Annotated in this window: 11 protein-coding genes; 6 read left to right on the top strand and 5 right to left on the bottom strand. The window is 52.5% G+C overall.

The window, feature by feature from the left end; all coding sequences use genetic code 11:
- Nucleotides 1-10: 10 nt before the first annotated feature.
- From NYE54_RS09950 to NYE54_RS09940, 3 genes are all read left to right on the top strand, one after another.
- On the top strand, nucleotides 11-904 hold the full coding sequence (locus NYE54_RS09950; RefSeq protein ID WP_339271880.1) for a carbohydrate ABC transporter permease: 894 nt from the start codon (nucleotides 11-13) through the stop codon (nucleotides 902-904).
- A gap of 99 nt (nucleotides 905-1,003) precedes the next feature.
- Nucleotides 1,004-2,353 (top strand): sugar ABC transporter substrate-binding protein, encoded by a 1,350-nt coding sequence (locus tag NYE54_RS09945; RefSeq protein ID WP_339271879.1) that lies wholly within the window; start codon nucleotides 1,004-1,006, stop codon nucleotides 2,351-2,353.
- 80 nt (nucleotides 2,354-2,433) lie between these two features.
- A complete protein-coding gene (locus NYE54_RS09940) occupies nucleotides 2,434-5,688 on the top strand; it encodes a carbohydrate-binding protein (protein ID WP_339271878.1) in 3,255 nt (1,084 codons plus the stop codon).
- A 172-nt stretch (nucleotides 5,689-5,860) separates the two neighbouring features.
- Here the strand turns inward: NYE54_RS09940 and NYE54_RS09935 are convergent, their stop codons facing one another.
- The 3 genes from NYE54_RS09935 to NYE54_RS09925 form a co-directional block, all read right to left on the bottom strand.
- Complete coding sequence (locus NYE54_RS09935; RefSeq protein ID WP_339271877.1) at nucleotides 5,861-6,895, bottom strand: alpha/beta hydrolase family protein; 1,035 nt, start codon at nucleotides 6,893-6,895, stop codon at nucleotides 5,861-5,863.
- Nucleotides 6,896-6,978: 83 nt separating this feature from the next.
- Nucleotides 6,979-7,875, bottom strand: a complete 897-nt coding sequence (locus NYE54_RS09930) for an anti-sigma factor (RefSeq protein WP_339271876.1) — start codon at nucleotides 7,873-7,875, stop codon at nucleotides 6,979-6,981.
- Nucleotides 7,850-8,455 carry a sigma-70 family RNA polymerase sigma factor gene (locus NYE54_RS09925; protein WP_339271875.1) on the bottom strand — a complete coding sequence of 202 codons (606 nt, stop codon included), beginning with the start codon at nucleotides 8,453-8,455 and terminating at the stop codon, nucleotides 7,850-7,852. Before NYE54_RS09925 ends, NYE54_RS09930 begins: the two co-directional genes overlap by 26 nt.
- A gap of 231 nt (nucleotides 8,456-8,686) precedes the next feature.
- Here NYE54_RS09925 and NYE54_RS09920 point away from each other — a divergent pair, with 231 nt between their 5' ends.
- From NYE54_RS09920 to NYE54_RS09910, 3 genes are read left to right on the top strand one after another with little or no spacing between them, the layout of a single operon-like run.
- Nucleotides 8,687-9,850, top strand: coding sequence for an NEW3 domain-containing protein (locus NYE54_RS09920; RefSeq protein ID WP_339271874.1), 1,164 nt, complete (start codon nucleotides 8,687-8,689; stop codon nucleotides 9,848-9,850).
- A 5-nt stretch (nucleotides 9,851-9,855) separates the two neighbouring features.
- Entirely contained in the window at nucleotides 9,856-10,878 is a 1,023-nt protein-coding gene (locus tag NYE54_RS09915; protein ID WP_339271873.1) for an ABC transporter ATP-binding protein, read from the top strand.
- Entirely contained in the window at nucleotides 10,844-11,947 is a 1,104-nt protein-coding gene (locus tag NYE54_RS09910; protein ID WP_339271872.1) for an ABC transporter permease, read from the top strand. The genes NYE54_RS09915 and NYE54_RS09910 overlap by 35 nt, the downstream gene beginning before the upstream one ends.
- A gap of 83 nt (nucleotides 11,948-12,030) precedes the next feature.
- Here the strand turns inward: NYE54_RS09910 and NYE54_RS09905 are convergent, their stop codons facing one another.
- On the bottom strand, nucleotides 12,031-12,840 hold the full coding sequence (locus NYE54_RS09905; protein ID WP_339273444.1) for an alpha/beta hydrolase: 810 nt from the start codon (nucleotides 12,838-12,840) through the stop codon (nucleotides 12,031-12,033).
- A 71-nt stretch (nucleotides 12,841-12,911) separates the two neighbouring features.
- Entirely contained in the window at nucleotides 12,912-13,229 is a 318-nt protein-coding gene (locus NYE54_RS09900; RefSeq protein WP_339271871.1) for a cupin domain-containing protein, read from the bottom strand.
- Between the last annotated feature and the right edge of the window lie 47 nt (nucleotides 13,230-13,276).

The following is a 13,276-nucleotide window of genomic DNA, read 5'->3' as shown; positions in this document are numbered from 1 at the left end:
GTAAGAAGTGATGCAAACGGAAGTACGGCCCAAAGGAAATCTGAATGCAGCGGACATACGCGTTAAGCGAAGAGTACGGTTTAATTGGATTGATGCCTTTCGTTTTGTCCTATTGGCTATCGGCGCCATTGCGATGCTGTTCCCCCTCTTGTGGATGGTTACCATTGCGCTGAAGAGCAACAATGACGTGTTCAAAATTCCGCCCGAATGGTTTCCGCGGGAGTTTCATTGGTCCAATTTTGTAACCGGTACGAAGGAAATCAACTTTTGGCAAACGTTTGGCAACTCCCTGTTTATCGCGATTACCTGCACGATCGGGCAGATTATAAGCTCGGTGCTGGTGGGCTACGGGCTGGCACGGCTAAAGTTCCCGGGACGAAAGCTGTGGTTCTCGCTTTTTGTAGGGAGCCTTATGCTTCCCGGATTTGTCGGCATGATCCCTATGTTTAACCTGTACACCAGCATCGGATGGTACGATTCCTGGCTGCCGATCATCGTGCCCGCCTTTTTTGGAAACGCCACGTTCTCGTTCCTGTTTGTACAGTATATAAAAACAATCTCCGTTTCATTTGACGAGGCTGCCAAAATAGACGGAGCATCGGACCTTTATGTGCTGCTCAAGGTATTGGTGCCGATGTCCATGCCGGTCATCATGACCATGGTAATATTTGCGTTCCAAGGGGCATGGAATCAATATTTGGAACCTTTGCTCTATATTATCGACCCAAGCAAATGGACGCTGTCACTGGCGATGGCAACCTATACGGGCACCTATGCGACAGCCTGGAATCTGTTTATGGCCGCGGATTTAATTTATATCCTGCCGATGCTGCTGCTCTTCTTCTTTGGGCAGAAGTTTTTTATGCAAGGGCTTGGCTCCATGAATTCCGCGGGTTTAAAGTAAAGCTTCCAACCGTATGGGAGGTGATGCCGACCGGGATTGACTGAAGTAAAAAACAGGTGATGTTCAGTTCATTAAATTTACCATTGGGGAGGTCTTTCAATGAGACAGGGTGTTAGAAAGTGGGCCAGTGGAATCATCGCTTTACTGTTATTTTCAAGTCTGCTAGCCGCTTGCGGCGACAACAGCGGCGGAGGCTCCGGTTCGGCGAGTCCCGGGAACACACCATCCGGAGAAGATAACGCCGGGTCCAAGAAACCCGTCGAAGTCACGATGATTACTTGGGAGTCGGCGGCCATGAACGAAAAAATCATGGCATCCATGAAAAAATTCGAAGAGGATAACCCTGACATCAAAGTGAAGCTCATCCCTACTCCATTGGACAATTACGGTGTCAAGATTAACGGAATGATCACGGCGAAGAAAGCACCCGACATCTTCATGACCGGTAACGACATGCTGCTCGATAATGCCGGCAAAGGACTTCTCTATGACTGGACGGAGCTTGCAACACAGGACAAAGCGTTCATGGAGGGCTTTTACGACGGCGTGGTAGACAGCTGGTACTATGAAGGCAAGTTGGTCGGATTGCCGGGCCTCTTGAACACATACGGCATTTTTTACAATAAAAAATCATTCCAGGATGCAGGCCTTCCGGAACCGAAGATTGGCTGGACCTATGATGAATTCTTCACGGCGATGGAAAAACTTTCGAGCAATCAGGGCGGCGTGCAGCAATTTGGTTATTACGCTCCCCTTGACCCCTTCCACGTCTCTCTCTATTCGGTATCCGCAAGCGGCGCTCCCTTCGCTGATGCCATCATTAATCCAACAAAGGTGGAAATCAGTGACCCGTTCAGAGAGGGAGTCGAAAAATATAAATCCGCCATTGCAAACGGTTACATGAATCCCCCTACCTTTGACTTAACGAATGCCATGAGTTCGTTCAAGCAAGGTAAAGTCCCGATGACCCTGCAGGGGCAATGGGTAGCCGATGACTTGATCCGTACGGCTCCGAAGGAATTGGAGTGGGGTTACGTGCCGATGCCGGTGGTAAACAGCCAGACCGAGATTTATGATGCTGTCGGCTGGTCCAGTCCGGCAACGCTCAAAAATCCGGAAGCGGTATGGAAAGTGCTCAAGTACCTGGATTCCAAAATGTACGAGGAAGTCCTCCCTTCAACCCCGGTGGCTCCTGCAGCCTATCAAGCATCTTCCGCAGCTTATTACGAAGCGCTGAAAGCGGCCGGACATCCTGAAGTGGGCGAAGGCCTTGATCATATTCTGAAATCCCAGAATACGCAGCCGGTTCGTTTCCTGTCGACATGGGCAGGCAAAGCGTACCCGTTCATCGAAGCATCATGGAAAAACATTCTGATGGGCAAAGCCCCGATCACCGAACTGGATGTGATGGCCGAAAAAATCAACAAAGTGATTACGACCGGCAAGTAGTAACCGGAACCGTTAAGCTCATGAAGCCGATCATGAATGGAACGGATCGGCTTCGATTTGAAAATAGAGGAGGAACATTCATGTCACTAAGATCAGGTCAACTTTTCAGGTTTCTGGCGGTGCCTCTGGCTATCGCGCTCATGTTCGGTTCCATGCCCGGCATCGGAACGTCCAAAGCCTACGCCTATACCGCATCAGATGGGGATACCGCGATGAGAGCATTTAACGATACATTTTGGGATCCGAACGCCAAGATGTTCTGGAAGGACTCGAAGCGCGAGAAGCATCAAGACTTCTGGGTGGAGGCAGAGCTGTGGGAATTGGTCATGGATGCGTATCAGCATACATCCGATCCTGCTTTGAAAGCCGAGCTTAAAACGCAAATCGACGATGTATATGACGGTACCGTCGCCAAGTACGGGCAAGATTGGACGAATAACCCGTTCAATGACGATATTATGTGGTGGGCGATGGGAAGCGCCAGAGCCTATCAAATCACCGGAAACCCAAGATATTTGGAAGCCGCGAGGGATCATTTCGATTTTGTGTACGATACGCAGTGGGATGAAGAGTTCGCAAACGGCGGCATTTGGTGGCTGAACAGCGACCATAATACCAAAAATGCGTGCATTAATTTTCCGGCGGCGCAAGCGGCACTTTATCTTTACGATATAACGAAAGATGAGCATTATCTAAACGCGGCAACCAAAATATTCAGGTGGGGCAAAACGATGCTTACGGACGGAAACGGAAAAGTGTTCGACCGCATCGAAGTTGAACATGGCGCGGTTCCGGATGCCACTCACTACAACCAGGGTACATACATCGGGTCGGCCGTCGGATTGTATAAAGCGACCGGAAATGCCGTTTACCTCGATGACGCGGTCAAAGCCGCTAAATTCACCAAGAACCATCTGGTGGATTCAAACGGGGTGTTGAATTACGAAGGCCCCAACGGAGATCTGAAAGGCGGCAAAACGATCCTGATGCGCAATCTGGCCCATCTGCAAAAGACACTGGATGAAACCGGCCAGTACCCGGAATTCAGTGCTGAATTCGACGAATGGCTTGCATTCAATATCGAAATGGCCTGGAGTCACCGGAATTCGGATCATATCGTGGATGGAAACTGGGCGGGACAACTGCTGTCCGGAACCTATGAATCCTGGTCCTCGGCCGCAGCCGTTCAAGCTTTAAACGGTATCAAGCCGATGGAAGCGGAGCTTCATTATGGCGTTAAAAACCCCTTCGATAAAATCGAAGCGGAACGCTACAATATCGGGTCCGGTTTCGTTCTGGAAGGCGCGTTCGAAGGTTCGCTGCAATTAGGCGGTATACAGCATGGCTCTTATGCCGCTTACAAAAATGTGGACTTCGGATCAGACGGTGCGATCGGGTTCATTGCCAGAGCGTCCAGCGGAACGGGCGGAGGTCAAATCGAGATCCGGCTTGATTCCAAGGATGGCCCCAAAGTCGGGACCTTGAACGTAGAGGGAACGGGCGACTGGAATCAATATATCGATGCCGTCACCCTCCTTATAGATGACCAGGGAGCGCCGAGCACTATAACCGGCGTCCATGATGTGTATCTTGTCTTCACCAAGACGAACGACGATTATTTATTCAATTTGAACTGGGTTAAATTCACAACGACGGACCCGACGGAAACCGACGCCTATGCCAAGCTTAAGGCCGGAAATTACGACAGCAGCGAAGGACTTAGTAAACATGCCGAGTTCGGATATTTGGACGCAATCCATCACAATGCCTATGCCTCTTATGAAGGAATTGATTTCGGATCTGGCGCGGCTGGTATCACGGTGCATGTGGCCAGCGGCAATCAAGGCGGCACGATCGAGGTTAAATTGGACAGTCTGGATGGGCCTACCGCAGGTGTCATTCAAATTCCGGCGCTGGGAAGCTGGGATAACTGGGTCGATATCATGGCGAATATCGATGACACCTTAGCTGTAGGTGTTCACGACGTATACCTTGTTTTCAAGGGAGCGAACGGCAGCGACTACCCTCTCAATCTGGAGTGGTTCACCTTTACCACCATGAAAGGAAAAGCAAGGGATGCTTACGACAAGCTGGAAGCCGAAAACTATACAAACGGAGTAGGCTTCGGCAGAGAAACCGGCGGCGGGGAAACTTACCTGGCCGGGATGTTTGGTCCGAATAACCCTTATGCTATGTACAATTACATCGATTTTGGCAGCGAAAGTCCTACCCAATTCCATGTCAACGCAGCCAGCGCCACGGCTGGCGGGACGATCGAGGTCAGACTGGACAGTCTGGGCGGTCCGGTCATTGCAACAGCCACCGTCTCAGGAACAGGGGGCTGGCAAAATTTCAAAGTTTCCTCGACGGATGTAACGACCCCTGTAACGGGAAAACACATTGTATTCATGTCTTTCAAAGGTGGAGACTGGTTATACAACTTTGATAAATTCACTTTTGGCGATCCGGCCGTATTTACGGAGCCTGCTCCTCCTACCATACCCGAAGAGGATGACGTTGCCCCGGGTGAGGTAGAGAACGTGCAGGTGAAGCGCGGTGAAGGAAACATGACGCTGTCTTGGGATGGTCCTTATGATATCGATGCTCAAAAAGTGCAAATTACGCTGCGGAGTAATGGACAGCAGGTCGGCGACGTCATTGAGGTAAATCGGGGAATTCAAACAGCGGTGATACAGGGAATCGAAGCGGGCAAGGACTACTCGCTCTTCATCCGGTCCATTGATCGGTCCGGGAATGTATCGCAGGGAGTCACCATCGAGGTTACCGATTCTCCTTCCTTCTCTTTGACTGTTAATGGCAAGAGCTTGGAAGATGGCGATGCTTTGGAGGATTACATGGCTCTCAGCTTCAAAATTATCGACACTTCCGCCATCCAATTAGCCGAAATAACCATCGGCGATAAAGTATATACGCTGGATCCATTGACCAAGGACGCTATCGACATCGATTTGGCCGGGAATTTGGGCGACATAACTGCAACGGTTACGACTGAGGACCGCTCCGGTAACAAGCTTCAGAAAACAATCCAGTTCCGGGTCATCACCAGCGTGCCTTCCATGAAACAATTAATCGCCCGATTCGCAGATTCAGGAGATGTAAGCGGAGCGCTCATTCCTCAGCTGACCAACGTTCTTAACCAGGTACAGCATCAACTGGATCTGGGAAGAGTGGATCATGCCGTCAAGCATATGCAGAATTTCACCAAGCACCTGAATAAAGAGCCGATGGGACGCAACGTCAGCGTTCAAGCCAAAACGGTATTAAATACCGATGCGAACTCCCTGCTCGAAGATTGGCAGGATGACTTGGAGTAAACCCTAGCGCTATAGCGGCGACCATGCATGACGTATAAAAAAAGGGACTCCTGATGATTCAGGAGTCCCTTTTTGTTCTCTTTCACCTGTACCCATAGTCTCTTGCGGTCCATACGTGCGATGCCCTGTTACAATTAGTGCCTGATCAGAAACGGCTAGGGAAGAGTACCCTTCACAAATCCGGGCTGCTTAACCGTTCAAACAACCAGTCGTAAGAATATCGGCCGCTGATTTCATGTGCCCCGGGGAACAGATCGGTTTGCAGCTTCTCCTCCGCACCGGTGCGCCGATATGTTTCCCTGAGCTCATGAGCTGCGGCTTCAAAGCCAGCAGCCGGGAATATCCGATCATGGGTTCCCGACTCCAGAAACAAAGGTCTAGGTGAGATCAGCCCCATCCATTCCGGCAGCTCGGCATGGTTGAGCATGCCGGGGATGTAATTACATACACAGTGCTGCACCGCCATAATGCTGTCCTTAAAAGTATTGGGATAGCCCGCAAGCACGGCAGCCCGAATCCGTTCATCCAGCGCCGCGCTCAAAAACGAGATAAACCCGCCTCCCGAAAAACCCATGATGCCGATTCTGTCAGCCTGAACCTCCGGGCGTTCGGCCACATACTCCAAGGCCTTCAGCGTCTCGGTTACGCGGAGACCGGCGAGCGTCTTGCCATGCATCATCAGCCCGGTCGACAGCCGGTGGCAGGAATTCGGGGCATCCGGATTCCGTACGAGATCCGCCGCAAGGCGACGCTCACCGAAACCGGCTACATCCGGAGCGATTACCACCATGCCCCGCCGTACCAACTGGACAGCGAAATGCTGATGTAAACCAGATGCATCAGGATCGCTTGAGCCGTCCTGCTTCAGCCCTACAATCTCCCTGCTGCCATAGCCATGACCATGAACAGCGACGGCTGCTGGCATCGGCTCCCCCTGATTCCCATCCGGAATTAATACATACGCCGCAAAGGATACGCCCGGTACGGCGGATAACTCCACCCTCTCCCGAATATATCCGTCACACGGCTCCTGTTCGAGCAGTACAGGCTTATGCCTGTCATTGGATTCGAATTCACCGATCAATTGCCGAAGCGTCTGCTTTAAATGCCCTTTGCGCTCTTCGGCGCTCATGGAAACCTGCCTGTCTTTCGTTCGGCCCATTGCCTCGTTATACATGGACTCCAGAAAAACATCTGCGCGCCACATCCCGTACTCACCGCCTTCGATTTACATTGTTTTTAGACACGGCGTTTCCCTTGAATAACTTATTTCCCCTGTATACCTGGGCATCAAGGCCCCATATTCACCAGGACGGCTTCGGGCCCGGTCGGTCTCCGGCTCCCCCCTTTAGGTTCCATGCTCACAACAATCCGCTTCGCTTTCTCCGCTCCGAAACCGTAATAATAGCTCTTTCCCTGCGGGCCCTGCACAAGCATAAAGCCCGCGCTCGACAGCCGATCCTCATCCTGAAGCCACACCTGATAGTCTTTCTCCTCCAAGGAATGCAGGCCGTTCACAACGATCAGCATTTCTCCCGAGCCGCGTTTCAGCCACACCGAGCCGCTGCCGTAGAAAGGCTCAACCGGCTGTATAACATACCGCTCGGTATCCTCGCTTTGCATATCGGCAATCCGCTGGCTCACCGTATGTTCGAAGGCCGCATGGGTCTGAGCGTCGTTTCCCTTCAAGGTGAATAAACCGGCTATCAACAGGATGAACAGTGCTCCGGATATCGCCTGCAATGCAACATGCTTCCTGATTCGGATTTTGCTTCGGAAGGACCGGATATAAGCCGCAAGCAGGAGCCTGCTGCGCAGTCGTTTGGGAGGCATGTGTCCATCCGCGGCTTGATTCTTCATTGACTCCCGAATGGCCGTCTCCGTACCTGCAGGCTGAGTCGATCCGACAAGCGGTTCGCCATGAATATCACCGCTTCGAAACAGCTCCTGCTCGATTACATCGGATTCATGTGATGGCGTTGCGATACCTTCTGCTCCCATAAGGTCGGCCCATTCAGCCGCTGTCCCGAAACATGTCTTGCATTCCTTAAGATGGTGCTCGATATTCCTCCTCTCCGCGTACGGCAATCGCTTCATAACGTAATCAACAAGCTTCTCCTCGGGATATAACGGGCAGTCAAAGTTGTCTTGAGCGAAACGCTCATGGTCTTGCTTTGAATGTTTCATGCTGCGAGCTCCCCCCTTCCTTCCCGTTCATCGCATCCAGCCGCCGTCTAACATTGTGGATGCCGTACCGGATTAAGGATTTGACGGTTCCGACAGGCCGGTTTAACAATTCCGCCATTTCCCGGTGGGAGCGCTGCTCGACGTAGCTTCCGTAAACCGCCATCCTCTGAAGGGGCGGAATGCCCTGGAGCGCCTCCTTTACCTGCTCCAGCTCCAATCGGCGCAAGGCGGCCAACTCTACCGATTCCTGCTCTTCGCTCCATGCCGTTTCCGGCAGCGCCTCTTCGATCCATTCGGCTGCAGCCGTGCGCTGCCGCTTGCGCAGCCGATCCATCGCCCTGCACCGTGTTCTCACGGCCAGCCAAGCCTCAACGCTTCCGCGTGCAGGATCATACTGATCCGCCTTATGCAGCACTTCCATAAAGATATCCTGGCATACATCCTCCGCCTCGGCCGGATCCTTGGTCATCTGCAAAGCCAGCCGGTAAACCAAGCGGACATTAGCATCATAGAAGTGCCTGAATGCTGCGGTCGAACCTTCTGCAATCTCCTCCAGCCACATCGCAGAATGATCGTTCATTCCTGACTCCCCCTAATCTGTTCTCCTCTCAAATCATCATGATGGCCTGCCTTTCGCACTGCCATTTTCGATTCAATATTTTAGCAAACGCTCCTTGTCTTTTGAATAAACCGGGGCACTTTTCAGCTTTCTTTAATGAATTTTTTAGCTAATTTTAATCTTTCCGATAAATCCAAACCCGGTGCTTCCAACGTACTCATTATGAATCCATAAATTAGGAGGGGTAGTGTCATGAAATTGCTTAGAAAGAGAGCAAAGCAGCTGAACCTGCTGCTCTTGTTCATCCTGGGTACTTATTTGTTAAGTGGAGGAAATACCGCGTTCGCGGCGGGGGAAATCACCTTGTACACACCTTACACCTCGATTTCCGTTCCGCCGGGGGAAGTCATCAATTATCCCCTTGAAGTCAAAAACAATACGAGCGGCGTCATTACGGTTCCGCTCCAAATCAACAGCCTGCCGAGCGGCTGGAGCACCAAGCTTAACGGCGGAGGCTGGCAGCTGAAGGAAGTATCCGTGAAGCCGGGTGAATCGGAATCGGTGTCCTTGGAGGTTACCGTGCCTCTCAAAGTAGATAAAGGCTCCTACTGGTTTCAAGTAACGGCGGGATCCATGGCCAGTCTGCCATTAACTGTCGATATTACGGAAAAAGGAACCTATCAGACCGAGCTCACAACGGATCAAGCCAATCTGGAGGGGCATGCCGATTCCACGTTTACCTACACGGTGAATCTGCAAAATCGAACCGCCAATAAACAAAACTACGCCCTTCAGGCCGATCCCCAGGCGGGTTGGGACGTTACATTCACCTCCGGCGGCAAGCAGGTATCCTCCGTCGAAATCGAAGCGGGTGCAAGTCAATCCATTACTGTCGATCTCAAACCGCCTGCCGAAGTGACGGAAGGCTCCTTCTCCATTCCGATCCGCGCCTCCAATTCATCGACATCCTCCGAGCTTGCGCTGGAAGCTGTCATTACGGGCTCTTATGGGCTGGAGCTTACAACACCAAGCGGTTTGCTCAGCACAAACGTCAATGCGGGCGGCAGCAAAACCATCGAGCTGCTGGTCAAGAATACGGGGACGGCACCTCTCTCGGATATTAATCTTAGCTCCGATACGCCGGTGGACTGGGAGGTAAGCTTCAATCCGAAAACGATCGAAAATCTGCCCGCAGGCAAATCCACAACGGTAGAAGCCAAACTGACCTCAAGCGACAAAGCCATTGCGGGTGATTATGTTACCAGCCTGAAGGCCGCTGCGGCTGAAGCAAGCTCCGACGCCCAATTCCGCGTAGCCGTCAAAGGCTCCATGCTGTGGGGCTGGATCGGCGTGCTCGTTATTGTTGCAATTCTGGGAGGCATCTATGTTCTCATTCGTAAATACGGAAGGAGATAACCTTGATGGATACGGTCATTGACATTCACGAATTGACGAAGAGCTACAATGAAACGAAGGCGGTGGACCGTTTATCCCTCCAAATTAAACGCGGCGAGATCTTCGGTCTGCTCGGCCCGAACGGTGCGGGCAAATCCACCACCATCCTGATGCTGCTCGGACTCAGCGAACCGGATTCAGGAACCATTAACGTGCTTGGCCTCAATCCGACAAGAGAACCGATCCCGGTCAAGCGGCGGGTCGGTTACCTGCCTGATGACGTTGGCTTTTACGAGGACCGAACCGGGCTCGAAAATCTGATGCTTACGGCACGGCTGAATCGAATCCCCGATTCCCAAGCCCGGGAGAGGGCACTGGAGCTGTTAGAGCACGTTGGGCTCACGCATGCAGCCCATAAGAAGACCGGGGCTTATTCCCGCGGAATGCGACAGCGGCTCGGACTTGCGGACGTCTTGATGAAATCCCCGGAAATCATCATCCTGGACGAACCGACCTTGGGCATTGATCCAACAGGTATGGAGGAGCTGCTGCGTTTGATACGGAAGCTAAGCCGTGAGCAGGGCCTTACCGTACTGCTATCGTCCCATCAGCTGCACCAGGTTCAGCAGATTTGCGACCGCGTCGGCCTGTTCGTGCGGGGACGACTGCTCGCCGAAGGGGATGTCGAGGGGCTGTCCCGGACCCTGTTCGCGGATGATCCGATTAAAATCAAGGTGGAGCTGGATGAGCTACGGCCCGAATTGCGGGATGAGATCAGCACCATCGAAGGGGTTCACCAGGTCGAGGTACCGTCTGTCGAAAGCGATACGGCTGAGCATGCGGACACCCGGATCAGAAACCTTCCGGCTAAGGTTCTGATCCGGGCCGATAGGGATTGCAGCCCTGAAATTGCCCGAACGGTCGTGAATGCTGGTGTCCAGCTGTTCTCGCTGAACCGCCAGCAGTATGGTTTGGACGAAATCTACCACCGTTATTTTGCAGGAGGTGATGAGCATGGCAGAGCAAAGAGTGCTGAGCGTACAGGATAAGCTGGCTGGCATTGGCCGCTGGCTGCAGTCCTTCTCCGAAAACACAAAAAAAACATTTTCTAAGCGCACCAACAGGCCAGACCAAACGGCGACAGTAGAAGCAGTCAAACCGTCCACGCCTTCAGCCTTCGGCGTGCTGGTCCGTAAAGAGATCGCGGACCATATCCGGAGCTGGCGCTTCATTTTACTGCTGGGCATCATCGCCTTAACCTGCGTGGCTTCGCTATATACGGCAATGAACAGCATCCGTGAAGCCCTCGGGTCGGAGAACGGGGTCGATGATTTTGTCATCCTGAAGCTGTTCACCCTCTCGGACGGCACCCTCCCGACCTTCATCGGGTTTGTCGGTTTCTTAGGTCCATTGCTCGGAATCGGCATGGGCTTTGATGCCGTCAACAGTGAACGGAACAAAGGGACGCTCAGCCGCATCATGGCGCAGCCGATTCACCGCGACGACCTGCTCAATGCCAAATTCGCCGCTTCCCTGATCGTGATCAGCATCATGTTTATCACGCTCGGGCTGCTGACCATGGCGCTGGGCACCCTGATTATCGGCATACCGCCAACCTTTGAGGAATTTTTGAGAATCCTCAGCTTTCTGGTTGTGACCATATTTTACGTTGGCTTCTGGCTGAATCTGGCCATTATGTTCTCCGTAAGATTCCGCCAGCCTGCGACTTCCGCCCTGTCAAGCATTGCGGTTTGGCTGTTCTTCAGCTTCTTTTTTGATATGATCCTGCGATTGCTGGCGCGGGGATTGGCTCCGGATTCTGCCTCAGCCACGGTCCATGATGTCATGAGCTATCAGAATCTGATGCTCTGGCTTGGCCGGCTGTCGCCATATACCCTGTTTAATGAGGCAACGAGCACTCTGCTGATGCCGTCCATCCGCAATCTCGGACCACTCACACAGGAGCAGGTGTACGGCGCCATCGCTAGTCCGCTGCCCTTTGGTCAAAGCCTGCTACTCGTCTGGCCGCAAATTACCGGACTGACCGCAGCCACGCTGATCTGCTTCGCCATCTCTTACGTCCTGTTCCTCCGACAGGAGATTAGAGGCCGGTCCTGATCTTTAGGTTATACGAACAAGCTCATCTGATGATTTTTCAGATGAGCTTGTTTTTTTCATGAGTTCAATTTAGCTGCATCCGTCTACCTTCCCTGAACGACTTCTTGCGACAGGAAACCGATCTTCTGCAGCCAGCCTGCGCACAGGCCCGTCCATTGCGAAACACTAGGATTTTCTTCAGCAAGACCAAGACCATGCCGGCCCTCCGGGAAAACATGAAGCTCAAACGGGATGCGCTGCTCGCTTAGCGCTTTGGCATACATGAGGCTGTTCTCAACCGGAACCGCGCCGTCGTCCGCGGTATGCCACAGAAAGGAAGGAGGGGTCTCCGGCTTCACCGCAAGCTCAAGCGACAACGCATTTCTCAATTCTTCCGGCGGATCCTCTCCCAACAGCTTGGACATGGAGCCCTCATGGTAATAATCCTTAAATGAAATGACCGGGTAACACAGAATAGATGCGTTCGGGCGGGAGCTCTGCCGGTCCACAGCATCCACGGCCTCCGGGTTTCCTTCATCGAAATGAGTGCTGGCACTCGCCGCGAGATGTCCGCCTGCCGAGAACCCGAGAATTCCAACACGGTCCGGATCGATGTTCCAATCCTTGGCGTGATGTCTTACAAGCCGGATGGCACGCTGGGCATCGCCTAGCGGATATGGATGGCGATAAGGGGCAACACGATAATGAACGACAAAGGCCGATAGCCCAATTGAATTCAGCCACATGGCAATCGGATCACCCTCATGATCTGCGCGCCGCTCGTAACCGCCGCCCGGAAGCACAAGCACGGCTCCGTGGGGCGTTTCATTTTGTAATAGATAAGGTACGATGTAGGGTGTGAATTTCTCTTCCACCGACTCATGTCCGGGAATATCCTGTTCCCAAAGCTTCATCATATCCATTCCTTTCTGTCTTCATCTCAAGTCTATTCATTCATTTCTACATTTCCTTCAGCCTTAAGCACTCAGAGACCAAGCAAATCCAGTCTCAGCGGTGTAAACGTATCCAAAAGAGCGGAGGGTTCCAGTGCTTTTACCCCATGCTCCGCTCCGCCGGGAATGACGATGGTATCTCCCTGACGCACCAGAGTTGTCTCACCGTTGATATAAAATTCGATGGCGCCCTTCAGACAGTAACTCATCTGCTCATGGGGATGGCTGTGCAATGCACCTTCCGCCCCTTCTTCAAAATGCACCTCCATCATCATTAGCCCGGTTCCGGGTTGAAACACCTTCCTTGTTACCCCGGACTCCGCCTGTTCCCAAACTCCGATTTCCGCCATGATCCTCCTCCTCTGCTAATCCAAGTACCGAATTTTCGCGTTCATCG

The organism is Paenibacillus sp. FSL K6-1330, from assembly GCF_037976825.1.
Classification (GTDB): domain Bacteria; phylum Bacillota; class Bacilli; order Paenibacillales; family Paenibacillaceae; genus Paenibacillus_AQ.
This window is presented reverse-complemented; position numbering and strand designations above follow the sequence as displayed.

Excerpts from the sequence above, each read along its gene's own strand:
- NYE54_RS09950 (WP_339271880.1), top strand. The coding sequence starts at position 11 with ATGCAAACGGAAGTACGGCCCAAAGGAAATCTGAATGCAGCGGACATA.
- NYE54_RS09945 (WP_339271879.1), top strand. The coding sequence starts at position 1,004 with ATGAGACAGGGTGTTAGAAAGTGGGCCAGTGGAATCATCGCTTTACTG.
- NYE54_RS09940 (WP_339271878.1), top strand. The coding sequence starts at position 2,434 with ATGTCACTAAGATCAGGTCAACTTTTCAGGTTTCTGGCGGTGCCTCTG.
- NYE54_RS09935 (WP_339271877.1), bottom strand. The coding sequence starts at position 6,895 with ATGTGGCGCGCAGATGTTTTTCTGGAGTCCATGTATAACGAGGCAATG.
- NYE54_RS09930 (WP_339271876.1), bottom strand. The coding sequence starts at position 7,875 with ATGAAACATTCAAAGCAAGACCATGAGCGTTTCGCTCAAGACAACTTT.
- NYE54_RS09925 (WP_339271875.1), bottom strand. The coding sequence starts at position 8,455 with ATGAACGATCATTCTGCGATGTGGCTGGAGGAGATTGCAGAAGGTTCG.
- NYE54_RS09920 (WP_339271874.1), top strand. The coding sequence starts at position 8,687 with ATGAAATTGCTTAGAAAGAGAGCAAAGCAGCTGAACCTGCTGCTCTTG.
- NYE54_RS09915 (WP_339271873.1), top strand. The coding sequence starts at position 9,856 with ATGGATACGGTCATTGACATTCACGAATTGACGAAGAGCTACAATGAA.
- NYE54_RS09910 (WP_339271872.1), top strand. The coding sequence starts at position 10,844 with ATGGCAGAGCAAAGAGTGCTGAGCGTACAGGATAAGCTGGCTGGCATT.
- NYE54_RS09905 (WP_339273444.1), bottom strand. The coding sequence starts at position 12,840 with ATGAAGCTTTGGGAACAGGATATTCCCGGACATGAGTCGGTGGAAGAG.
- NYE54_RS09900 (WP_339271871.1), bottom strand. The coding sequence starts at position 13,229 with ATGGCGGAAATCGGAGTTTGGGAACAGGCGGAGTCCGGGGTAACAAGG.